Origin of the sequence: Paenibacillus helianthi (assembly GCF_001909055.1) — a bacterium.
Lineage (GTDB): Bacteria > Bacillota > Bacilli > Paenibacillales > Paenibacillaceae > Paenibacillus_AQ > Paenibacillus_AQ helianthi.
This window is the reverse complement of the sequence record NZ_LVWI01000053.1, coordinates 12,849-33,915: the sequence shown is the minus strand read 5'-3', so window position 1 is coordinate 33,915 and position 21,067 is coordinate 12,849. Positions and strand designations below refer to the sequence as shown.

At 45.8% G+C, this 21,067-nt stretch carries 37 protein-coding genes; 35 read left to right on the top strand and 2 right to left on the bottom strand.

Annotation, left to right across the window (positions count from 1 at the left end):
* Positions 1–167 precede the first annotated feature (167 nt).
* The 5 genes from A3844_RS20310 (at position 168) to tuf (ending at position 4,912) form a co-directional block, all read left to right on the top strand.
* On the top strand, positions 168–419 hold the full coding sequence (locus tag A3844_RS20310; protein ID WP_020427076.1) for a ribosomal L7Ae/L30e/S12e/Gadd45 family protein: 252 nt from the start codon (positions 168–170) through the stop codon (positions 417–419).
* 132 nt (positions 420–551) lie between these two features.
* Entirely contained in the window at positions 552–971 is a 420-nt protein-coding gene (gene rpsL, locus A3844_RS20305; RefSeq protein ID WP_020427075.1) for a 30S ribosomal protein S12, read from the top strand.
* Positions 972–1,016: 45 nt separating this feature from the next.
* On the top strand, positions 1,017–1,487 hold the full coding sequence (gene rpsG / locus A3844_RS20300; protein ID WP_020427074.1) for a 30S ribosomal protein S7: 471 nt from the start codon (positions 1,017–1,019) through the stop codon (positions 1,485–1,487).
* Between the two features lie 48 nt (positions 1,488–1,535).
* Positions 1,536–3,614, top strand: coding sequence for an elongation factor G (fusA, locus tag A3844_RS20295; RefSeq protein WP_074086522.1), 2,079 nt, complete (start codon positions 1,536–1,538; stop codon positions 3,612–3,614).
* A gap of 107 nt (positions 3,615–3,721) precedes the next feature.
* Positions 3,722–4,912: an elongation factor Tu gene (gene tuf / locus A3844_RS20290; protein WP_039298612.1), complete on the top strand. Its 1,191-nt coding sequence runs from the start codon at positions 3,722–3,724 to the stop codon at positions 4,910–4,912.
* 127 nt (positions 4,913–5,039) lie between these two features.
* Here tuf and A3844_RS20285 read toward each other — a convergent pair whose 3' ends face one another.
* Positions 5,040–5,381 carry a cupin domain-containing protein gene (locus A3844_RS20285; protein ID WP_074102290.1) on the bottom strand — a complete coding sequence of 114 codons (342 nt, stop codon included), beginning with the start codon at positions 5,379–5,381 and terminating at the stop codon, positions 5,040–5,042.
* Positions 5,382–5,411: 30 nt separating this feature from the next.
* Positions 5,412–5,870: a V4R domain-containing protein gene (locus A3844_RS20280; protein WP_074108332.1), complete on the bottom strand. Its 459-nt coding sequence runs from the start codon at positions 5,868–5,870 to the stop codon at positions 5,412–5,414.
* 171 nt (positions 5,871–6,041) lie between these two features.
* Here A3844_RS20280 and A3844_RS20275 point away from each other — a divergent pair, with 171 nt between their 5' ends.
* The 30 genes from A3844_RS20275 (at position 6,042) to rpsK (ending at position 21,045) form a co-directional block, all read left to right on the top strand.
* Entirely contained in the window at positions 6,042–6,752 is a 711-nt protein-coding gene (locus A3844_RS20275) for a Crp/Fnr family transcriptional regulator (RefSeq protein WP_074108331.1), read from the top strand.
* A gap of 611 nt (positions 6,753–7,363) precedes the next feature.
* Entirely contained in the window at positions 7,364–7,672 is a 309-nt protein-coding gene (gene rpsJ / locus A3844_RS20270) for a 30S ribosomal protein S10 (protein ID WP_017692074.1), read from the top strand.
* Positions 7,673–7,714: 42 nt separating this feature from the next.
* Positions 7,715–8,338: a 50S ribosomal protein L3 gene (gene rplC, locus A3844_RS20265; protein ID WP_036721840.1), complete on the top strand. Its 624-nt coding sequence runs from the start codon at positions 7,715–7,717 to the stop codon at positions 8,336–8,338.
* A 25-nt stretch (positions 8,339–8,363) separates the two neighbouring features.
* Entirely contained in the window at positions 8,364–8,987 is a 624-nt protein-coding gene (gene rplD / locus A3844_RS20260; RefSeq protein ID WP_074086527.1) for a 50S ribosomal protein L4, read from the top strand.
* Entirely contained in the window at positions 8,987–9,280 is a 294-nt protein-coding gene (rplW, locus tag A3844_RS20255) for a 50S ribosomal protein L23 (protein WP_039298634.1), read from the top strand. The genes rplD and rplW overlap by 1 nt, the downstream gene beginning before the upstream one ends.
* 28 nt (positions 9,281–9,308) lie before the next feature.
* Positions 9,309–10,139: a 50S ribosomal protein L2 gene (gene rplB / locus A3844_RS20250; RefSeq protein ID WP_074086528.1), complete on the top strand. Its 831-nt coding sequence runs from the start codon at positions 9,309–9,311 to the stop codon at positions 10,137–10,139.
* Positions 10,140–10,215: 76 nt separating this feature from the next.
* Positions 10,216–10,494 (top strand): 30S ribosomal protein S19, encoded by a 279-nt coding sequence (rpsS, locus tag A3844_RS20245; protein ID WP_039298640.1) that lies wholly within the window; start codon positions 10,216–10,218, stop codon positions 10,492–10,494.
* A 31-nt stretch (positions 10,495–10,525) separates the two neighbouring features.
* Positions 10,526–10,858, top strand: a complete 333-nt coding sequence (rplV, locus tag A3844_RS20240; RefSeq protein WP_019908228.1) for a 50S ribosomal protein L22 — start codon at positions 10,526–10,528, stop codon at positions 10,856–10,858.
* 13 nt (positions 10,859–10,871) lie between these two features.
* Positions 10,872–11,537 (top strand): 30S ribosomal protein S3, encoded by a 666-nt coding sequence (gene rpsC, locus A3844_RS20235; RefSeq protein WP_074086529.1) that lies wholly within the window; start codon positions 10,872–10,874, stop codon positions 11,535–11,537.
* Between the two features lie 2 nt (positions 11,538–11,539).
* Positions 11,540–11,974 (top strand): 50S ribosomal protein L16, encoded by a 435-nt coding sequence (rplP, locus tag A3844_RS20230; protein ID WP_020427064.1) that lies wholly within the window; start codon positions 11,540–11,542, stop codon positions 11,972–11,974.
* Positions 11,964–12,161: a 50S ribosomal protein L29 gene (gene rpmC / locus A3844_RS20225; RefSeq protein WP_019908232.1), complete on the top strand. Its 198-nt coding sequence runs from the start codon at positions 11,964–11,966 to the stop codon at positions 12,159–12,161. The genes rplP and rpmC overlap by 11 nt, the downstream gene beginning before the upstream one ends.
* A 43-nt stretch (positions 12,162–12,204) precedes the next feature.
* Positions 12,205–12,471, top strand: coding sequence for a 30S ribosomal protein S17 (rpsQ, locus tag A3844_RS20220; protein WP_020427063.1), 267 nt, complete (start codon positions 12,205–12,207; stop codon positions 12,469–12,471).
* A 39-nt stretch (positions 12,472–12,510) separates the two neighbouring features.
* Complete coding sequence (gene rplN / locus A3844_RS20215; protein ID WP_019908234.1) at positions 12,511–12,879, top strand: 50S ribosomal protein L14; 369 nt, start codon at positions 12,511–12,513, stop codon at positions 12,877–12,879.
* Positions 12,880–12,917: 38 nt separating this feature from the next.
* The gene (rplX, locus tag A3844_RS20210) at positions 12,918–13,271 is read left to right on the top strand and encodes a 50S ribosomal protein L24 (RefSeq protein ID WP_019908235.1); all 354 of its coding nucleotides are present in this window, start codon (positions 12,918–12,920) and stop codon (positions 13,269–13,271) included.
* 30 nt (positions 13,272–13,301) lie between these two features.
* Entirely contained in the window at positions 13,302–13,844 is a 543-nt protein-coding gene (gene rplE, locus A3844_RS20205; RefSeq protein ID WP_074086530.1) for a 50S ribosomal protein L5, read from the top strand.
* 48 nt (positions 13,845–13,892) lie between these two features.
* On the top strand, positions 13,893–14,078 hold the full coding sequence (locus tag A3844_RS20200) for a type Z 30S ribosomal protein S14 (protein WP_036589425.1): 186 nt from the start codon (positions 13,893–13,895) through the stop codon (positions 14,076–14,078).
* A 32-nt stretch (positions 14,079–14,110) separates the two neighbouring features.
* On the top strand, positions 14,111–14,509 hold the full coding sequence (rpsH, locus tag A3844_RS20195) for a 30S ribosomal protein S8 (protein ID WP_019908239.1): 399 nt from the start codon (positions 14,111–14,113) through the stop codon (positions 14,507–14,509).
* Between the two features lie 30 nt (positions 14,510–14,539).
* Complete coding sequence (rplF, locus tag A3844_RS20190) at positions 14,540–15,082, top strand: 50S ribosomal protein L6 (RefSeq protein WP_025706584.1); 543 nt, start codon at positions 14,540–14,542, stop codon at positions 15,080–15,082.
* Between the two features lie 84 nt (positions 15,083–15,166).
* Positions 15,167–15,535, top strand: a complete 369-nt coding sequence (rplR, locus tag A3844_RS20185; protein ID WP_074086531.1) for a 50S ribosomal protein L18 — start codon at positions 15,167–15,169, stop codon at positions 15,533–15,535.
* Between the two features lie 26 nt (positions 15,536–15,561).
* Positions 15,562–16,059, top strand: coding sequence for a 30S ribosomal protein S5 (rpsE, locus tag A3844_RS20180; RefSeq protein WP_036652980.1), 498 nt, complete (start codon positions 15,562–15,564; stop codon positions 16,057–16,059).
* 14 nt (positions 16,060–16,073) lie between these two features.
* Positions 16,074–16,259, top strand: coding sequence for a 50S ribosomal protein L30 (gene rpmD / locus A3844_RS20175; RefSeq protein ID WP_019908243.1), 186 nt, complete (start codon positions 16,074–16,076; stop codon positions 16,257–16,259).
* Between the two features lie 40 nt (positions 16,260–16,299).
* Positions 16,300–16,740: a 50S ribosomal protein L15 gene (gene rplO, locus A3844_RS20170; protein ID WP_020427058.1), complete on the top strand. Its 441-nt coding sequence runs from the start codon at positions 16,300–16,302 to the stop codon at positions 16,738–16,740.
* Entirely contained in the window at positions 16,740–18,038 is a 1,299-nt protein-coding gene (gene secY, locus A3844_RS20165) for a preprotein translocase subunit SecY (protein WP_074086532.1), read from the top strand. Before rplO ends, secY begins: the two co-directional genes overlap by 1 nt.
* Before the next feature lie 97 nt (positions 18,039–18,135).
* Entirely contained in the window at positions 18,136–18,780 is a 645-nt protein-coding gene (locus tag A3844_RS20160; protein WP_074086533.1) for an adenylate kinase, read from the top strand.
* Positions 18,781–18,784: 4 nt separating this feature from the next.
* Positions 18,785–19,537 (top strand): type I methionyl aminopeptidase, encoded by a 753-nt coding sequence (map, locus tag A3844_RS20155; RefSeq protein ID WP_074086534.1) that lies wholly within the window; start codon positions 18,785–18,787, stop codon positions 19,535–19,537.
* An 11-nt stretch (positions 19,538–19,548) separates the two neighbouring features.
* A complete protein-coding gene (locus A3844_RS20150; RefSeq protein WP_074086535.1) occupies positions 19,549–19,857 on the top strand; it encodes a KOW domain-containing RNA-binding protein in 309 nt (102 codons plus the stop codon).
* 2 nt (positions 19,858–19,859) lie between these two features.
* Positions 19,860–20,075, top strand: a complete 216-nt coding sequence (gene infA / locus A3844_RS20145; protein WP_018753971.1) for a translation initiation factor IF-1 — start codon at positions 19,860–19,862, stop codon at positions 20,073–20,075.
* Between the two features lie 53 nt (positions 20,076–20,128).
* The gene (rpmJ, locus tag A3844_RS20140; protein WP_003322638.1) at positions 20,129–20,242 is read left to right on the top strand and encodes a 50S ribosomal protein L36; all 114 of its coding nucleotides are present in this window, start codon (positions 20,129–20,131) and stop codon (positions 20,240–20,242) included.
* Positions 20,243–20,261: 19 nt separating this feature from the next.
* On the top strand, positions 20,262–20,630 hold the full coding sequence (rpsM, locus tag A3844_RS20135) for a 30S ribosomal protein S13 (RefSeq protein ID WP_036721817.1): 369 nt from the start codon (positions 20,262–20,264) through the stop codon (positions 20,628–20,630).
* 19 nt (positions 20,631–20,649) lie between these two features.
* The gene (gene rpsK / locus A3844_RS20130; protein ID WP_020427052.1) at positions 20,650–21,045 is read left to right on the top strand and encodes a 30S ribosomal protein S11; all 396 of its coding nucleotides are present in this window, start codon (positions 20,650–20,652) and stop codon (positions 21,043–21,045) included.
* The last annotated feature ends 22 nt before the right edge of the window (positions 21,046–21,067 follow it).

Below are 21,067 nucleotides of genomic sequence, written 5' to 3'. Positions count from 1 at the left end.
GGCAGTTTTACGCGTCATGGTCGTTATAGATCGTGACGCGGTCACTCCACTGTGAATATTTATAAATTTATTGCCGAATATCTTGACATCATCAGATGATAATGCTAATATGTCTAAGGTGCGTGAGTGGCCTTGTTATTCTTGTTCATTGGAGGTAATCATATATTATGACTGATGATATGGGATTGCAGGATGCTCAGGTCAAGATCGGTACCAAACAAACCGTCAAGGCGGTAGAGTTGGGCCAAGCCGCAGAAGTCTATGTGGCGGAGGACGGAGATCAACGGCTTACTTCCAGAATTGTTATGCTTTGCAACAAACAAGGCGTGAAGATCACTTATGTTGATACCATGCTGAACTTGGGCAAAGCTTGCGGTATAGAAGTTGGTGCTGCTATGGCAGCCGTCTTAAAACAATAGCAAGGAAATTGTTTTTGTACCGGGGTACACTCCGGCAGCAAAGACTTTTCATTTGTCTTTTTATGAACCGCCTGGGTCTGTGGACTTAATGTTCGTAAATGGATTATCATTTCAGGAAGGGGGTGGCACAACATGCCAACTATTAATCAACTGGTTCGTAAAGGCCGTCAAGCCAAAATCGAAAAGTCCAAATCTCCCGCTCTGCAAAAAGGGTTTAACGCCCTGAAGCGTGAGGCTACAAACTTGAGCGCTCCGCAAAAACGCGGTGTATGCACTCGTGTAGGCACAATGACACCACGTAAACCAAACTCCGCACTTCGTAAGTATGCCCGTGTTCGTTTGACGAACCGTCTTGAGGTGACTGCTTACATTCCGGGGATCGGACATAACCTTCAAGAGCACAGTGTAGTATTGCTGCGCGGAGGTAAAGTTAAGGACCTTGCAGGAGTTCGTTACCACATCGTACGTGGCGCTCTAGATACTGCAGGCGTAGCTAACCGGATGCAAGCTCGTTCCAAATATGGTGCGAAACGTCCTAAGGCTAAGAAATAAGATTGCAATACCTGAATAATAAACATTTAAGAAAGGGGGATATCCATGCCACGCAAAGGTCCAGTTACTAAGAGAGATGTATTGCCAGATCCATTGTATAATAGCAAGTTGGTTACTCGTTTGATCAACCGTATTATGCTGGGTGGTAAAAGAGGTGTCGCTCAAAGCATTCTGTACAATTCGTTTAAATTGATCCAAGAACGTACGGGCAAAGAACCGATGGAAGTTTTCGAAGCAGCCATCAAGAATATCATGCCGGTATTGGAAGTAAAAGCTCGTCGTGTCGGCGGTGCTAACTACCAAGTGCCTATCGAGGTTAAACCTGAGAGACGTACTGCTCTGGGATTACGTTGGCTCGTGAACTACTCACGCAACCGCGGTGAGAAGACTATGGAAGAGCGTTTGGCGGCTGAGATTATCGATGCTTCCAACAACACAGGCGCTTCTGTTAAGAAACGCGAAGATACGCACAAAATGGCTGAAGCGAACAAAGCGTTTGCTCACTACCGCTGGTAGGATCTAAAGCCGTTCAAATAACTTATATTTTGAAGGGAGACCCATTTCATGGCAAGAGAGTTCTCCTTGAAAAATACACGTAATATCGGGATCATGGCACATATTGATGCTGGTAAGACTACTACCACTGAGCGGATTCTATTCTATACAGGCCGTACGCACAAAATCGGTGAAGTTCACGAAGGTGCTGCAACAATGGACTGGATGGAACAGGAACAGGAGCGCGGAATCACTATTACTTCCGCCGCTACAACTGCTGCATGGAAAGGTCACCGCATCAATATCATTGATACTCCGGGACACGTTGACTTCACTGTTGAAGTTGAACGTTCCCTTCGTGTATTGGATGGGGCAGTAGGCGTTTTCAGTGCGAAAGAGGGCGTTGAACCTCAGTCTGAAACTGTATGGAGACAGGCTGACCGTTATGGTGTTCCCCGTATCGCATATGTTAACAAAATGGATATCATTGGCGCGGACTTCCTTAACGTCGTAGAAAGCATGCGTGATCGCTTGCAAGCCAACGCAGTTGCAATTCAACTGCCAATTGGTGCCGAAAACGACTTCGTTGGTATTATTGACCTGGTTGAGCAAAAAGCTCATATCTTCAAAGATGACCTTGGTCAAAATATCGAAATCACAGAAATTCCTGCTGATTATTTGGAACAAGTTGAGACTCTGCGTCTTGAGTTAATCGAGAAGGTAGCAGAACTTGACGAAGATCTGACTATGAAGTACCTGGAAGGCGAAGAAATCACAGTTGACGAAATCAAAGCTGCACTGCGCAAAGGCGTATGTGACGTTAAGATCTTCCCTGTAATTGTCGGATCCTCCTACCGTAACAAAGGTGTTCAGCTCATGATGGACGCTGTTGTTGATTACTTGCCATCCCCACTGGATGTACCTGCTATTCAAGGTCATCTGGATGACGGTACAGAAGCGGTTCGTCACTCTTCGGACGAAGAACCATTCGCAGCACTGGCATTTAAAATCATGACAGACCCTTATGTAGGTAAACTTACGTTCTTCCGCGTATACTCCGGTGTACTGGAATCCGGTTCTTATGTAGTTAATGCTACTAAGAATAAACGTGAGCGTATCGGCCGTATCCTGCAAATGCATGCGAACAGCCGCCAAGAAATCTCCATTGTATATTCCGGTGATATCGCGGCAGCAGTTGGTCTGAAGGACACAAGTACAGGCGATACACTTTGCGACGAGAAACACCCGGTAATCCTGGAGTCCATGAACTTCCCTGATCCGGTTATCGAAATCGCAGTTGAACCAAAAACCAAAGCTGACCAAGATAAATTGGGCGTTGCTCTCGGAAAGTTGACTGAAGAGGATCCAACTCTTCGTGCTCACACTGATGAAGAAACTGGCCAAACTATCCTGGCAGGTATGGGTGAGCTTCACCTGGATATTATCATCGACCGTATGCGCCGCGAATTCAAGGTAGAAACCAACGTGGGTAAACCACAGGTTGCTTACCGCGAAACATTCAAAGCACCAGCACGCGTTGAAGGTAAATTCGTTCGCCAGTCCGGCGGTCGCGGTCAGTACGGTCACGTATGGGTTGAGTTTGAACCCCTCGAGCCAGGTACAGGCAGCAAATTCGAAAGTAAAGTTGTCGGTGGTTCTGTACCTAGAGAATACATCGCTCCTGCACTTGCCGGTATTGAAGAGCAAATGAAAAACGGCGTTCTTGCAGGCTTCCCGCTTGTAGACGTTAAGGCAACCATCGTAGATGGTTCTTATCATGATGTTGACTCCAACGAAATGGCGTTCAAAATTGCCGGCTCGATGGCACTCAAAGCGGCTAAAGAAAAGTGCAAACCTGTACTGCTCGAGCCAATCATGAAAGTGGAAGTAACTGTCCCTGAGGAATACATGGGCGATGTTATGGGTATGCTGAACTCCCGTCGCGGTAGAATCGAAGGTATGGATTCCCGTGGTGGAGCGCAAATTATCCGTGCAAAGGTGCCTCTTTCCGAAATGTTCGGATACTCCACAACTCTCCGTTCTGGTACTCAAGGACGCGGTGTATTCTCAATGGAGCTTTCTCACTATGAAGAAGTTCCTAAATCCATTGCAGAAGAAATCGTATCCAAGAACAAAGGCGGAGAATAGTCTCCATTTTAACTTGCCGTCCGGATATCAATACTCAGTCATCTAGAATTACATGTAGGCGGGCGGCTCAAATATAAGGAACCCCACATTAAGGAGGAACTGTTCAAATGGCAAAGGCAAAGTTTGAACGTAACAAACCACACGTTAACATCGGTACCATTGGTCACGTCGACCATGGTAAAACGACTCTGACTGCTGCAATCACTACTGTATTGTCCAAAAAATACGGTGGCGCTGCTGTAGCATTCGACCAAATCGACAAAGCTCCTGAAGAACGCGAACGTGGTATCACTATTTCCACAGCTCACGTTGAATATGAAACTCCTAACCGTCACTACGCTCACGTAGACTGCCCTGGACACGCCGACTATGTTAAAAACATGATCACTGGCGCAGCGCAAATGGACGGAGCAATCCTGGTTGTATCCGCAGCTGACGGCCCTATGCCACAGACTCGTGAACACATCCTACTGTCCCGCCAAGTAGGTGTTCCTTACATCGTCGTGTTCCTGAACAAATGCGACATGGTTGAAGACGAAGAGTTGCTTGAACTGGTTGAAATGGAAGTTCGCGACTTGCTGAGCGAATACGACTTCCCAGGCGATGATACTCCAATCATCCGTGGATCTGCTCGTGAAGCTCTGCAGAACCCTGAAGGCGAATATGCACAGAAGATCGTTGAAATGTTCGAAACGATCGACACGTACATCCCGCTTCCAGAACGTCAAACTGACAAGCCTTTCTTGATGCCTGTCGAAGATGTATTCTCCATCACTGGCCGCGGTACTGTGGCAACTGGTCGCGTAGAACGCGGAACAGTTAAAGTCGGAGAAGAAATCGAAATCGTTGGTATTCACGAAGAAAAGAAAAAATCCGTTGTTACAGGCGTTGAAATGTTCCGTAAATTGCTCGATTCCGCTCAAGCGGGCGACAACATCGGCGCATTGCTGCGTGGTGTAGACCGTAACATGATCGAGCGTGGCCAAGTATTGGCTAAGCCGAACTCCGTTAACCCACACACTGAGTTCACTGCTCAGATCTACGTTCTGACTAAAGAAGAAGGCGGACGTCACAAACCATTCTTTACTGGTTACCGTCCACAATTCTACTTCCGTACAACTGACGTAACTGGCATCATCAACCTGCCAGAAGGTACTGAAATGGTTATGCCTGGTGACAACATCACTGTAACTGTTTCCCTGATCTCCCCAATCGCTATTGAAGAAGGTACTAAATTCTCCATTCGTGAAGGCGGACGTACAGTTGGTGCCGGTTCCGTAGCTTCCATCCAAAAATAATTCGGCTCTATCCGTAAGGATAGATCTGAACTACAAGAGCAGGGATTCTTCTAACGAAGAGTCCCTGCTTTTTTACGCAAAAAAACTCTACCTCCAAATAGATTGAAAGTAGAGTTGGAACTATCTCCTATATCTCCTTAGAGTACATTGAATTAGGAGTTTTACTTAATACTACATGCAGGCTTGCGGGCTGATCACTGCTGTTTTTGTAAGCAAATGATTCATCACCGGCAATATGCAGAATTTCTCCTTCAGCGAAAGGATAATCAATATCATTCACTTGAATGGTCCCTTCTCCTTTTAACGCTAAGATGTATACTTCGGATCCTGGATGCTTGTGGACAGGTAACTGCTGATCTGGCATGAAATTAAGCACGAAGACTAAGCTATCCCCTTTTTGAAAAAGAATTCTCTTTGTAAAACGCTCTTCCTGATAATGAATTGCTTCTGCTACAGTTTTTTTCTCCATGTCATTCCCTGCTTTCAATTGTTTGATTTGTTAAGATGACAGTTTAACCTCATATTCACAATGTTCATGGCCAGTTGCATTACACTTGATCTCTTTTACTGAAATTTTTCTTCCCAGTATTTTAGTTAGAGCTCCCTCCAGAATGGCTCCTTCCAAATCGCAAATCATTTTTTCCTCAGCAAGGGTGGGTAGACCTTTGCAGAAGCAATCCTCGACTGCAATGTTTATTTTGTGTTCATCTGAATGAACTATTCGGGGGAGTCCAATCTTGAGATCTTCGAATAGCATAATCAGTTCCTCTACAGAGGTAACAGGCAGGCTCTCACCAATCTTCCTTCCTATAGTTAGTGTGGTTCCTTTACCGCCAAGCGGTAAGCCTTGATTTAAGCCAATAAGACGAATCGTTCGAAATAGCTCCAGAGGAACCATCTCCCCCAGCTGTGATCGATCCACTTTTTTCATATCATCAAAGGTGTATCGCAGATTCATTAATTTCATCTCCTTCTTATTGTTCTCTCTCTATACTTTTATTTTGAGGGATGTGAAGAGAATATTCCTTGATGTGGATCAAGTTTTTTGGAATTTGTGCGGGTAGTCACTCGGTTCCCTTAGCATTCTTGATATGTTGAGAGAAAAGTGAAGGAATAGGATGTGTAAACAATGAACTGTGATATTTGTGAATCGCTTTCCTGTGTCCGGGGAGTGCCAGTATTTCAGGCTCTTTCAGATGGAGAATTATCTGTAATTCAGTCCATAATCGAATCCAATTACTACAATAAAGGGCAACAGGTATTCAGAGAAGGCGAAGAATCAGATGCATTGTTTGTGGTTAAAAGCGGCCTGATCAAATTAACTCAATGTAATGCAGAAGGAAAACAGCATGTAGTGCGATATCTTTTCCCGGGAGATTATTTCGGGCAGTTTGCCTTACTGCATCATAAGCAGAATAATTTCACGGCGGAGATTGTTGAGAGCGGGAGTGTATGTCAGATGCGACGGAAGGATTTTCTGCCCCTTTTAGAACAGAACGCTTCGCTGGCATTCAGTTTTCTTATGTCAATGAGTGAGCAACTGCAGCAGGCGGAAGAGACGGCAGGAGTCATGCATATGTTTGAGGTGGAGAAAAGACTTGCGAGACTTCTAGTGAAACTTGCATCTGGAAACAAATCGGGGGAAGTCAACACAGCTCAGAGGCAAGTCATAGAATTACCCTCTGCAAAAAAAGAAATCGCAGCTATGATTGGAACATCTGCGGAAACATTAAGCCGAAAACTGCGCAAATTAATAAGTGTTAATATAATTACTTTACGTAACAGAAAAGTGGAGATCCTTGATATGGATTCACTTTTACGGATTGGGGGATATAAATAAAGCTGAGTCGCATTTCTTTATTGATGAACAATATATAAGAGATTAAAACCGAAATAGTGTCTTTTCCAGATCATTAACACAAGAAGTTATTCAGACCGTACCCAAATAGCTAGATTACTGAATTCAGCGTTGAGCTCATTGCACTGAGCATCGATACTAATGCAGCTGTAGTGCAGTTGGTGGAGTGTAATGATGAAGTGGACAAATTACGTGCCACAGTACTGTTCTGTACGTTCCAGAGTCTCAGGGAATGACAAGAAAGGATATGCACACTGGCATAGCTTTACATATCGGCAATCTGATTTATGAAGCAGAATCCAGGTAGTTTAGATGCAGGAAATTGTGACCGTTGAAAAGGCCGAAATATAGATTTGGAATATCGAAATGCCTATATTATAGAAAGAAACAGCGGATGAAAAAATCGTGAACTATTTTTGATTATCACTTGCAATCTTGCCGTCTATTATATATAATAATAAATGTTGTTCTGAGACGTTGCGATGATGTGAGAGGTTACTGACACACCCGGCCCCTTTGCCATGAGGTCGACGTCAGAAAATTTTCACGGAGTATGTCCGATAATAAATTGGGCGATAGAAGGAGGGACTAAAATGGCAAAGCAAAAAATTCGTATCCGCTTGAAAGCATACGACCACAGAATTCTTGATCAATCCGCAGAGAAAATCGTTGAAACAGCAAAACGTTCGGGTGCTGGTGTATCCGGGCCGATTCCGTTGCCAACTGAGAAGCAAATTATTACTATTCTCCGTGCGGTACACAAGTACAAGGATTCCCGTGAACAGTTTGAACAACGGACTCACAAACGTTTGATCGATATTGTGAACCCAACACCACAAACTGTGGATGCCTTGATGCGCTTGGATCTACCGTCCGGTGTAGATATCGAAATCAAATTGTAATACTATCATTGAGTAATTAAGAAAAGAAAAGAGGTGTCAACATTGAAAGGTATCTTAGGAAAAAAACTCGGTATGACTCAAGTGTTTACTCCAGAAGGTAATGTAATTGCCGTTTCGGTAATCGAAGCTGGACCTTGTGTGGTACTGCAAAAGAAAGACCTGAATATCGACGGATATGAAGCAGTGCAGTTGGGCTTTTCCGATAAGAAGGAAAGTCGCTCTAACAAGCCTGAACAGGGTCACGCCAAAAAGGCAAATGCAACACCTAAGCGCTACGTTCGCGAAATTCGCGGTGTTGACCTCGGGTCACTCGAGGTTGGACAAGAGCTTAAGGCTGACATCTTCGCAGAAGGCGAATTTGTTGACGTAACAGGTACTTCGAAAGGTAAAGGTTTCCAGGGTAACATCAAGCGCTGGGGACAAAGCCGCGGACCAATGGCACACGGATCGCGTTACCACAGAAGACCAGGCTCCATGGGTTCCATTCAAGCTAACCGTGTTCCTAAGGGTAAACGCCTGCCAGGACATATGGGTCACACGACTGTAACGGTTCAAAAGCTTGAGATCATCCGAGTTGACGTAGAACGTAATGTATTGCTGGTTAAAGGCGCGATTCCGGGCCCTAAAAACAGCTTCGTGAAAGTTAAACAAACCGTTAAGAAATAATTTCTGAAGAAAGGAGGAACATGAAATGCCAAAAGTAACACTTTTTAATATTAGTGGTAACGAAGTTGGCGAAGTTGAACTGAGTGATTCAGTTTTCGGTATCGAACCGAACGTACATGTGCTGCATGAAGCTGCACTTATGCAAAGAGCTTCCCTTCGTCGTGGTACACACAAAGTAAAAGGACGTTCTGAAGTGCGTGGCGGCGGACGTAAGCCTTGGAAACAAAAAGGTACAGGTCGTGCTCGTCAAGGCTCCATTCGTTCACCACAATGGAAAGGCGGCGGCGTAGTCTTCGGACCAACACCACGCAGCTATTCCTGGAAATTGCCTAAGAAGGTTCGCCGGTTGGCCATCAAATCCGCGTTGTCCTCGAAAGTACTCGGGAACGACATCATCGTATTGGACAGCTTGACTATGAATGCTCCGAAGACGAAAGAATTCGCAGCGATTCTGAACAACCTTAAAGTGGGTAGCAAAGCTCTGATCGTAGCTCCTAGCTATGATGACAATGTAGCACTTTCCGCTCGTAACATCCCTGGGGTGAAATTCGTAGCGGCTGACGGCATCAATGTTCTTGACGTACTGACGTACGACAAACTGATCATCACTAAAGAAGCAGTTCTGAAGGTAGAGGAGGTGTTCGCGTAATGAAAGATCCGCGTGATATTATCAAGCGTCCGGTGATTACGGAACGCACATCCGAATACATGAGCGAATTGAAATACGCTTTTGAAGTGGATATCCGTTCTAACAAGACCGAAATCAAAAAAGCTGTTGAAGCTATTTTTAAAGTGAAAGTAGTTAGTGTGAATACAATGCGCGTGCCTGGTAAACTGAAACGTTACGGCAAATATTCTGGTTACACTCCAGAGTGGAAAAAAGCCATCGTTAAACTTAGCCCGGACAGCAAACCGCTCGAATTCTTTGAAGCGGTAGAATAAAACTCTGTGAAGTAAGGAGGGAACTATAGTGCCAATCAAAAAGTACAAACCGACATCTCCGGCAAGACGCGGCATGTCCGTGTCTACGTTTGAAGAAATCACAACAAACCAGCCAGAGAAATCGTTGCTTGCGCCGCTGAGCAAAAAAGCGGGACGTAACAACCAAGGTAAAATTACGGTTCGTCACCATGGCGGCGGACACAAACGTAAATATCGTATCATCGATTTCAAACGGACTAAAGACGGCATACCAGGTAGCGTTGCTACGATCGAGTATGACCCGAACCGTACTTCCAACATTGCTTTGATCCACTATGCAGATGGAGAGAAACGTTACATTATCGCTCCTAAAGGTCTGAAAGTTGGGGATAAAGTTGAGTCCGGCCCTGCAGCCGACATCAAAGTTGGTAACAGCCTTCCTCTGGAGAATATTCCGGTAGGTACAATTATCCACAACATTGAGTTGAAACCTGGCAAAGGCGGACAATTGGTTCGTGCTGCTGGTACTGAAGCTCAGTTGCTGGGTAAGGAAGAAAAATACGTATCCGTTCGCTTGAACTCCGGTGAAGTACGCAGAATCCTCAGCGTATGCCGCGCAACGATTGGTTCCGTAGGTAACGAAGATCACGAACTGATCAAAATCGGTAAAGCCGGACGCAGTCGCTGGCTTGGCCAACGTCCAGAAGTACGCGGTGTTGTAATGAACCCGAACGATCACCCGCACGGTGGTGGTGAAGGTCGCGCTCCTATCGGACGTAAATCGCCTATGTCTCCTTGGGGCAAACCAACCCTCGGCTACAAAACGCGTAAGAAAAACAAGGCATCTGATAAATATATCGTTCGCCGCCGCACAAAATAAGACGCTTCTGATAAGTTAGCTTAACGCGAAGCGTCGATTCGCGGTTTGAAGAACCGGATGAAGGGAGGATTCACACATGGGTCGCAGTTTAAAGAAGGGGCCGTTTATTGATGGCTACCTGCTGAAAAAAGTTGAGGATTTGAACGAGGCTGATAAAAAAGTTGTAGTTAAAACTTGGTCCCGTCGCTCAACCATTTTCCCTCAGTTTATCGGACATACGTTTGGTGTATATGACGGCCGCAAACACGTGCCTGTATACGTAACGGAAGATATGGTAGGTCACAAGTTGGGCGAGTTCGCGCCAACACGTACTTACAAAGGCCACGCGGGTGACGATAAGAAAACCAGAAGATAATTAACGTCTTCGTTTGAGAGGAGGGAAAACAATGGAAGCAAAAGCACATGCTAGATCGGTGCGGATTTCCGCTCGCAAAGCGAAACTGGTTGTTGACTTGATTCGCGGCAAGCAAGTGGGGGAAGCAATTGCAATTCTTCGCCACACTCCAAAATCCGCTTCTCCGGTAGTTGAGAAATTGCTTAACTCGGCGATCGCCAATGCTGAGCACAACTACTCAATGGACGTGAACAGTTTGTTCGTTAGCGAAGTTTTCGTTAATCAGGGTCCTACTATGAAACGTTTCCGTCCGCGCGCCATGGGCCGCGCAAGCCGGATCAATAAACGTACCAGCCACATTACTTTGGTGGTATCTGAGAAATAAGGAGGGATAACACGTGGGTCAAAAGGTAAATCCAGTCGGACTCCGAATCGGTATTATTCGCGATTGGGAATCTAAATGGTATGCAGGCAAAGATTTCGGTACTCTTTTAATGGAAGACGTCAAAATCCGGGAATACCTTAAAGGCAAGTTGAAGGATTCCTCTGTTTCCCGCATCGAGATTGAAAGAGCGGCAAGCCGAGTGAACGTTACAATTCACACTGCTAAGCCAGGTATGGTAATTGGTAAAGGCGGAGCAGAAGTAGAAGTACTTCGCAGCGCAGTTACAGCAATTGCTGGCGGTAAAAAGGTTCACATCAACATCAACGAAATTAAGCACCCTGAATTGGATGCTATTCTTGTTGCTGAAAGCATTGCACAACAATTGGAGCGTCGTGTATCGTTCCGTCGTGCTCTGAAACAAGCGATTCAAAGAACTATGCGTTCCGGCGCAAAAGGAATTAAAACTCAAGTTGGCGGACGTCTTGGCGGCGCTGAGATTGCCCGTTCAGAAGGTTATAGCGAAGGAACAGTTCCACTTCATACGCTTCGTGCCGATATCGATTACGGAACGGCTGAAGCACATACTACTTACGGCCGCATCGGCGTGAAAGTATGGATCTACCGTGGAGAAGTTCTTCCCCCAGCTAAGAAACAAGCTGCTCAGGAAGGAGGCAACTAATCATGTTGGTACCAAAACGCGTTAAACACCGCAAGCAACAACGCGGTCACATGAAGGGTATGGCAAAAGGCGGTACAGAACTTAACTTCGGCGAATTCGGCCTGCAAGCTCTGGAACCATCTTGGATCACTAACCGTCAGATCGAAGCTGCCCGTATTGCAATGACACGTTACATCAAACGTGGTGGTCAGGTTTGGATCAAGATTTTCCCAGATAAGCCTATTACTCAAAAGCCTCTTGAGGTTCGTATGGGTAGTGGTAAAGGTAACGTTGAAAAATGGGTAGCCGTAGTTAAACCGGGTAAGATTATGTTCGAACTCGGAGGCGTGTCGGAAGAAATCGCTCGTGAAGCGATGCGTCTTGCCGCTCACAAGCTGCCTGTAAAGACTAAGTTTGTGAAACGTGAAGAATTGGGTGGTGAAGCAAATGAAAGCTAATGAACTTCGCAACTTAACCACTGCCGAGATTGAACAGAAGATCGCTGGTTTCAAAGAAGAACTCTTCAATCTCCGTTTTCAATTGGCAACTGGCCAACTGGATAACCCGACTCGGATTCGTGACGTGCGCAAGGAAATAGCTCGTGCTAAAACCGTTATCCATCAAAGAGTACTTGGGATCAGTTAAGTGACGGCGGATGCTTAATCCGTAATCAGGAAGGAGGCTAACTATGAGCGAAGAACGTAATGCACGTAAAGTGCTGATCGGTAAAGTAGTCAGCGACAAAATGGATAAAACCATCGTAATTGCTGTTGAAACCTATAAGAAGCACAATCTGTATCACAAACGCATCAAGTCCACGAAGAAATTCAAGGCACATGATGAAGAGAATGTTGCGAAAATCGGTGATATCGTGAAAGTCATGGAAACTCGTCCGTTGTCTAAGGACAAACGCTGGAGACTTGTTGAAGTGGTAGAAGCAGCGGTTATCATTTAAGACGACCTATGAAGCTTGATCGGAAGGAGGAAATTAATAATGATTCAACCATTTACACGTTTGCATGTGGCTGATAACTCTGGTGCGAAGGAACTGATGTGTATCCGCGTACTGGGTGGTACTGGACGCCGTACAGCAGCAATCGGTGATTTGATCGTTTGTTCCGTTAAACAAGCAACACCAGGCGGCGTTGTCAAAAAGGGTGATGTTGTTAAAGCGGTAGTTGTACGTACCAAACGTTCCGTTCGCCGTAAAGATGGATCTTACATCGCATTCGACGAAAATGCAGCTGTTGTTGTAAAAGACGACAGAAGCCCGCGCGGAACACGTATCTTCGGACCAGTTGCTCGCGAACTTCGCGATAAAGACTACATGAAGATCGTTTCCTTGGCACCGGAAGTAATCTAAAGGAAATGTCCCAAAAAGTGTCATAGGAGGTGTAATAAATGCCTAGAGTGAAAAAAGTTCTGGAATCCCATAACAATAAACTGCACGTGAAAAAAGATGATGTGGTACTTGTGATTAGCGGGAAAGACAAAGGTAAAAAAGGCCGTGTCATCGCTGCTTATCCTCGTGAAAACCGCGTTCTGGTAGAAGGCGTGAACATGGTGAAAAAACACCAGAAGCCGAACCAGTTGAATCCACAAGGTGGAATCATTGAGCAAGAAGCTTCGATTCATGTGTCCAACGTAATGCACATTGATCCGAAGAGCGGTAAAGTTACCCGTATTGGTTATAAAGTGCTCGATAACGGTAAGAAGGTTCGGGTAGCTAAAAGATCCGGAGAGATTATCGACTAATACAGTCCTAAAGAAAGGAGGTAAATCTTCATGGCAGCAAGAATGAAAGAACGTTTTCTGAATGAAATCACACCTGCTTTGATGCAGAAGTTCAACTACACGACTGTAATGCAAGTGCCTAAGATCGAGAAGATCGTCATCAACATGGGTGTAGGTGACGCTGTTCAAAACTCCAAAGTACTTGATGCTGCAGTTAACGATATGCAACTGATTGCTGGTCAAAAACCGGTAATCACCAAAGCAAAGAAATCTATCGCCGGTTTCAAACTGCGCGAAAACATGCCGATCGGGGTTAAAGTAACACTGCGCGGAGATCGCATGTATTACTTCCTGGACAAATTGCTTAACGTAACACTTCCACGCGTACGTGACTTCCGTGGGGTTTCGACTAAATCATTTGACGGTCGCGGTAACTATACACTTGGTCTTAAGGACCAATTGATTTTCCCCGAAATCGAATATGATAAAGTAGATAAAGCACGCGGTATGGACATCGTTATTGTAACGACTGCTAAGACGGATGAGGAATCCCGTGAGCTTCTGACTCAACTGGGAATGCCTTTCACAAAATAAGGACGTTTCATCCATTTCTCCGAAAATGTTTAGGAGGTGTCAGGCTAAGTGGCAAAAACTTCAATGAAAGTTAAACAACAACGCGAGCCCAAGTTCAAAGTACGTGCATACACACGTTGCGAGCGTTGCGGTCGTCCACATTCGGTACTGCAAAAGTTCAAAATTTGCAGAATTTGTTTCCGTGAGTTAGCTTATAAAGGCCAGATTCCTGGCGTGAAAAAAGCAAGTTGGTAAGAAGTTTATAAACGGGAAGGAGGTTTACACACATGACTATGTCTGATCCTATCGCAGATATGCTTACTCGTATTCGTAACGCCAACACTGTGCGTCACGAGACAGTAGAAATGCCTGCTTCGACAATGAAAAAACAAATCGCGGACATTCTGAAGCGTGAAGGTTTCATCCGTGACGCTGAATTCGTTGAAGACAGCAAACAAGGGATTATCCGTATCTTCTTGAAATACGGCCCGAACCAGGAGCGCGTTATCTCCGGTCTAAAAAGAATCAGTAAACCAGGCCTTCGCGTTTACACGAAGAGCAATGAAGTGCCTCGTGTACTCGGCGGCCTTGGAATCGCGATTATCTCCACATCTAAGGGAGTTATGACCGACAAAGAAGCTCGTCAATCTAAATCGGGCGGAGAAGTTGTCTGCTACATTTGGTAATAAACGTCACAAGATAAGGAGGTGCAACACATGTCTCGTATTGGTCGCAAACCAATCGCAGTACCTAGCGGTGTAGATGTCACTTTGGACAACACCGTTATTACAGTAAAAGGTCCTAAAGGCACTTTGACTCGTGAGCTTCATAAAGACATGAAGGTTACAGTTGAAAATAACGAAATCACCGTTGTTCGCCCGTCGGACAACAAATTGCATCGTTCACTTCACGGCACAACCCGCTCCGTTGTCAACAACATGGTTAGTGGTGTGACTGAAGGTTTCTCGAAATCTCTGGAGCTGGTTGGGGTCGGATATCGTGCAAGCAAATCCGGAGATAAAATCGTACTGAACGTTGGTTACTCCCACCCGGTTGAAATCACACCGGAAGCGGGTATCGAGTTCGAAGTTCCTGCGAACACGAAGATCATCGTTAAGGGCATCGATAAAGAACGCGTTGGCGCTTATGCTGCCAAAATCCGTTCCGTACGCGAACCTGAACCGTACAAAGGTAAAGGTATCAAATATGAAGGCGAGCGTATCATCCGCAAGGAAGGTAAAGCCGGTAAGAAAAAATAACCGGTTTAATCTTAATTGTAAGATACCCCGTGCATCTTAAAGTGAAGCTGTTTACGGCAAACTGAAGGGAGTGAAAGGGAAGTCATGATTACAAAAGAGGATAAAAACAAGGCTCGTCTCAAAAGACACCTGCGTGTTCGTAAGAAAATTCAGGGGACTGCTGAGCGTCCACGTTTGAATGTGTTCCGTTCGTCGAAACACATCTACGCTCAACTGATCGATGACGTGTCAGGCGTTACTATCGTATCTGCCTCGACACTCGATAAAGATCTGAGTGCTAACATCGGAAATGGCGGTAGCGTTGAAGCTGCAAGCAAAGTAGGTCAATTGATCGCTGAGCGTGCCAAAGAAAAAGGATATGCTGTGGTTGTATTTGACCGCGGAGGATACTTGTACCATGGACGGATTCAGGCTTTGGCTAACGCAGCTCGCGAAGCCGGTCTTGAATTCTAGAATATTTCTAAAAGGAGGTTAACGACTTGCGTGTAGATCCGAACAGTTTAGAACTGACAGAAAGAGTTGTACACATTAACCGTGTTGCAAAAGTTGTAAAAGGCGGACGCCGTTTCAGCTTTAGCGCACTTGTTGTTGTGGGCGACGGCAACGGCTACGTCGGTGCTGGTATCGGTAAAGCCGGCGAAGTTCCGGATGCCATCCGTAAAGGCATTGAAGACGCCAAGAAAAACCTGATTCACATTCCAATCGTAGGAACTTCGATTCCCCATCTGGTTACTGGACATTTCGGCGCAGGACGCGTGTTGCTGAAACCAGCATCAGAAGGTACTGGCGTTATTGCCGGTGGTCCTGTTCGTGCGGTATTGGAATTGGCAGGCGTTGGCGACATCTTGACAAAATCTTTGGGTTCTTCGAATTCCATGAACATGGTCAATGCAACTTTGGAGGGACTTTCCCGTCTGAAACGCATTGAAGAGGTCGCGAAACTTCGCGGCAAATCTGTCGAAGAATTGCGCGGTTAAGGAGGGGAACGTCAATGGCAAAATTGCAAATTACCCTCGTACGCAGCGTAATCGGACGTCCAGAAACACAACGTGTTACTGTTAAGACGCTCGGCCTGCGTAAGACCAACTCGTCCGTGGTCCACAATGACACTCCTGCAATTCGCGGAATGATCAATAAAGTGAGCCACTTGTTATCCGTTACTGAAATTGAAGGCTAAACGCCTCTCATAAATTAACAAATATAAGGAGGTGCAAACGATGAAGTTACATGAACTTGCTCCAGCTCCTGGTTCACGCAAAGAACGCAATCGCGTTGGTCGTGGTCCTAGTAGTGGGAACGGTAAAACTTCCGGCCGCGGTCATAAAGGGCAAAACTCCCGTTCCGGCGGCGGTGTTCGTCCGGGCTTCGAAGGTGGACAAAACCCACTCTATCGTCGTCTGCCTAAACGTGGTTTCATTAATCCTACCCGTAAAGAGTATGCGATTGTGAACCTGGAAGATCTGAACAGCTTTGCTGAAGGAACTGAAGTGACTCCACAGTTGCTTATTGAAACTGGTGTTGTCAAGAATTCCAAAAGCGGCATTAAGATTCTCGGTAATGGCGAACTAGCCGTTAAATTGACTGTACAAGCAAATAAGTTCTCTCAATCTGCGGTAGAGAAAATCGAGGCTGCCGGCGGTAAAACCGAGGTGATCTAATGTTCAAGACGCTTAAGAATATATGGCATGTTGAAGATTTGCGCAAAAAGATCCTGTTTACCCTGTTCGTTCTGATCATTTACCGCATCGGTTCGTTTGTACCGGTTCCCGGTGTGAACAAAGATGTACTGGAATCAACAAATCAGAGCGGGGACGCTTTGATGGGTCTTTTAAACACCTTCTCGGGCGGAGCGCTCAAAAACTTCTCTATCTTTGCGATCAGTATTTACCCGTACATTACTGCATCTATCATTGTGCAATTGCTCTCTATGGATGTAATTCCTAAGTTTGCCGAATGGGCTAAACAAGGGGAGCACGGGAAAAAGCAACTGGCGCAAATTACCCGTTACGGCACCGTAGTACTCGGTTTGATTCAAGCTTTTGCTACATCAATCGGGTTTAACCGGATATATGGCACTGAGATGATTCCAAATGCAACTTTTGCGGATTACCTGCTTATCGCGATCATCTTGACGGCTGGTACATCATTCCTGATGTGGCTGGGTGAGCAGATTACAGAAAAGGGAATAGGAAACGGGATTTCGATCCTGATTTTTGCGGGCATCGTCGCCGCCATCCCGGGATATATTACCACTACGGCACAATCAAGCTTTATTCAGCCGGATCAGGTGTTCCTGAATATTCTTAAAGTCGTTATTGTTCTGATCGTGATTATAGCGATTATTGCAGGGGTTATCTTTGTACAACAAGGTATCCGGAAAATCCCTGTACAATACGCTAAACGAGTGGTCGGTAACAAAATGTACGGTGGACAGAATACACACATTCCGCTTAAAATCAATGCGGCAGGTGTAATTCCGGTTATCTTCGCCGTATCACTGCTTCAATTTCCAATTGTAATATCGAGCTTCTGGGCAAGTCATGAATGGGCTAAATGGGTTACTGCAAATCTTTATTATGATAAGCCGCTCGGCATGGTCCTCTATGTGGTCATGATCATCGGATTTACGTTCTTCTATACGTTTGTTCAGATGAATCCGCAGCAAATGGCTGACAATATGAAGAAAAACGGTGGCTATATCCCAGGCATTCGTCCAGGTAAAGCGACTGAGAAATATTTGACCCGGGTAATGTCTCGTCTGACTATGTCAGGGGCGATTTTCCTGGCTCTGATCTCTGTCCTTCCGGTATTCTTTGGTAACTTGTCTGGTCTACCCCGTTCGGTCAAGATTGGTGGTACCTCACTGCTGATCGTAATTGGTGTAGCATTGGATACGATGAAGCAGATCGAGAGCCAATTGATCAAACGCCATTACAAAGGCTTCATCAATAAATAGTCGATAGGTTCCGGCGAAGCATAGACTCACAGACTTCCCGGCACCTATTGTGCTGTTTCTTGCTTGGTGGCGAACTTTTGGGGGGTGAAGAGAAATCGTGAACATTTTATTCATGGGCCCTCCTGGGGCAGGCAAGGGGACACAGGCTGCTGTAGTTGTAAAAGAGTTGGATATTCCTCATATTTCGACAGGTGATGCTTTCCGCTTGGCTATCAAGCAAGGTACTCCGGTTGGACTTAAGGCCAAATCTTATATCGATCAAGGTCTGCTTGTACCTGATGATGTGACCATTGGAATTGTTGAAGAACGGCTGCAGCAGTCCGATTGCGAAAAAGGTTTCTTATTGGATGGCTTTCCAAGAACCCTTTCGCAAGCGGAAGCGCTGGAAGATATCTTGAGCCGCTTGAATCGATCGTTGGATCATGTAATCAACTTGAATGTGGACCGTGGACTGTTGATGGCGCGCCTTACCGGACGCCGAATCTGTACTGTTTGCGGGACATCCTACCATTTGATTTTCAACCCGCCGAAGCAAGAAGGCATTTGCGATATTGATGGCGGTGCATTGTATCAACGTCCGGATGACAACGAAGAAAGTGTAGGCAAGCGTCTGGACGAGTATGACAATAAGACAGCGCCACTGCTTGCGTTTTATGACAATAAAGGTCTTTTGCGTCAGGTGAACGGGGAAAACGAAATCAATGTCGTTTCTTCCGAAATCGTATCTTTGCTGCGAGGTTAATGTAATGATCATTTGTAAATCCGAACAGGAACTTGCCTTTATGAGGGAAGCTGGTCGAATTGTTGCCGAGAGTCACCGTCTGATCGCTGAGGCCATTGAGCCTGGGGTAACGACTGGAGAACTCGACAGAATCGCCGATCAATACATTCGCAGTCAAGGTGCTGTGCCGTCTTTCAAAGGTTACAACGGTTTTCCTGCCAGCATTTGCGCTTCAGTCAACGAACAATTGGTGCATGGATTTCCGGGTAAGCGAAAACTGGTCGAAGGCGATATTGTTACGCTGGACATTGGTGCAGAGTACCGCGGTTATCACGGTGATTCCGCCTGGACTTACGGGGTGGGCAGCATTTCCGAACAGGCCCAGCGTCTGCTGGATGTTACGGAAGGCTCCTTGTACGCGGGACTGGCGTTAGTCAAACCGGATGTGCGCTTGTTTACAATCTCCCATGCAATTCAACAATACATCGAGGATGCCGGATTCTCCGTCGTACGCGAGTATGTTGGCCATGGCATTGGGGCAGAACTGCATGAAGAACCGCAAATTCCGAATTATGGCATAGCGGACCGCGGACCACGTCTGAAACCGGGTATGGTGCTCGCGATTGAGCCGATGGTTAACGCAGGGGACAGATATGTCAGAACGCTGGAAGATAACTGGACGGTCGTTACGGTAGATGGTTCACTTTGTGCTCACTTTGAGCATACAGTAGCAGTTACACCGGACGGCATGGAAATTTTCACAAAACTGAATGCGTAGGTGATCTTCACGTGAATACTGGGAGCAGCCCGCAGATTGGTCAAATCGTGAGAATTCTCAAAGGCAAAGATGCCGGAGAGGCTGCCGTTGTTATCGCAGTTGTTGATAGCAGATTTGTATATATTGCCGATGGAGACAAACGCAAGTTTGATGCACCGAAGAAGAAGAATATTCAGCATTTGGAGCTCATACCCTTCATCAGCAGTGAGATTGTGAACAGTTTGGAAGAAACCGGCCGGGTAACGAACGGAAAGCTGCGTTTTGCAGTCATGAAGTATGCTACACCTGCTGGAAAAAGTGCTTATGAGAAAGGAGACTAACTGTGGCTAAGGAAGATGTCATTGAAGTGGAAGGTACGGTCATTGAACCGTTGCCGAATGCAACATTTAAGGTTGAGCTTGAGAACGGTCATCAAATACTTGCCCATGTGTCCGGGAAATTGCGGATGCACTTTATCCGTATCCTAACCGGAGACAAAGTGGTCGTGCAGTTATCGCCTTATGATTTATCAAAAGGACGTATAACTTACCGTAAATAGATGGGAACTACAACAAAAGTTTTGCTTCGCAAAACTTTGAGGAGGTAATTAACATGAAGGTAAGACCTTCTGTAAAGCCCATTTGCGAAAAATGCAAAGTCATCCGCCGCAAAGGGACTGTTATGGTAATTTGCGAAAATCCGAAACACAAACAAAAACAAGGTTAAGAAGGGGGTGTAGCGTAAAATGGCTCGTATAGCTGGAGTGGATTTGCCACGTGATAAACGCGTTGAGATCGCCTTGACTTATATTTTCGGAATCGGTAAAACGACTTCCCAGAAAATTCTTAATGAAACAGGCATTGACGTTAACACACGTGTCCGTGATTTGACGGAAGATGAAGTCAGCAAACTGCGTGAAACGATCGACAAAGAAGTTAAGGTTGAAGGTGACCTTCGTCGTGAAATTTCCTTGAATATTAAACGTCTTACTGAGATCGGCTGTTACCGCGGTGTTCGTCACCGTCGTGGATTGCCTGTTCGCGGTCAACGTACTAAAACGAATGCCCGTACCCGGAAAGGCCCGCGTCGTACGGTAGCAAACAAAAAGAAATAAGAAGAGGTGATAAGAGACAATGGCTAAACCGAAAAAAGTCGTACGTACTAAACGTCGCGACCGGAAAAATATCGAGTCTGGCGTGGCACACATCCGTTCCACGTTCAACAACACTATCGTTACGATCACGGACCCTCACGGAAATGCAATTTCCTGGGCAAGCTCCGGCGGTCAAGGATTTAAAGGTTCCCGTAAATCGACTCCATTTGCAGCGCAAATGGCAGCCGAAACTGCTGCAAAAGCAGCTATGGAACACGGCATGAAGTCCGTTGAAGTTATGGTTAAAGGACCGGGCGCGGGCCGCGAAGCAGCCATCCGTTCCCTTCAGGCCGCTGGCCTTGAAGTAAACCTCATTAAAGACGTAACTCCGGTTCCTCACAATGGATGCCGTCCGCCGAAGCGTCGCCGCGTATAGTGAAATCAGAATTGTGATTGTG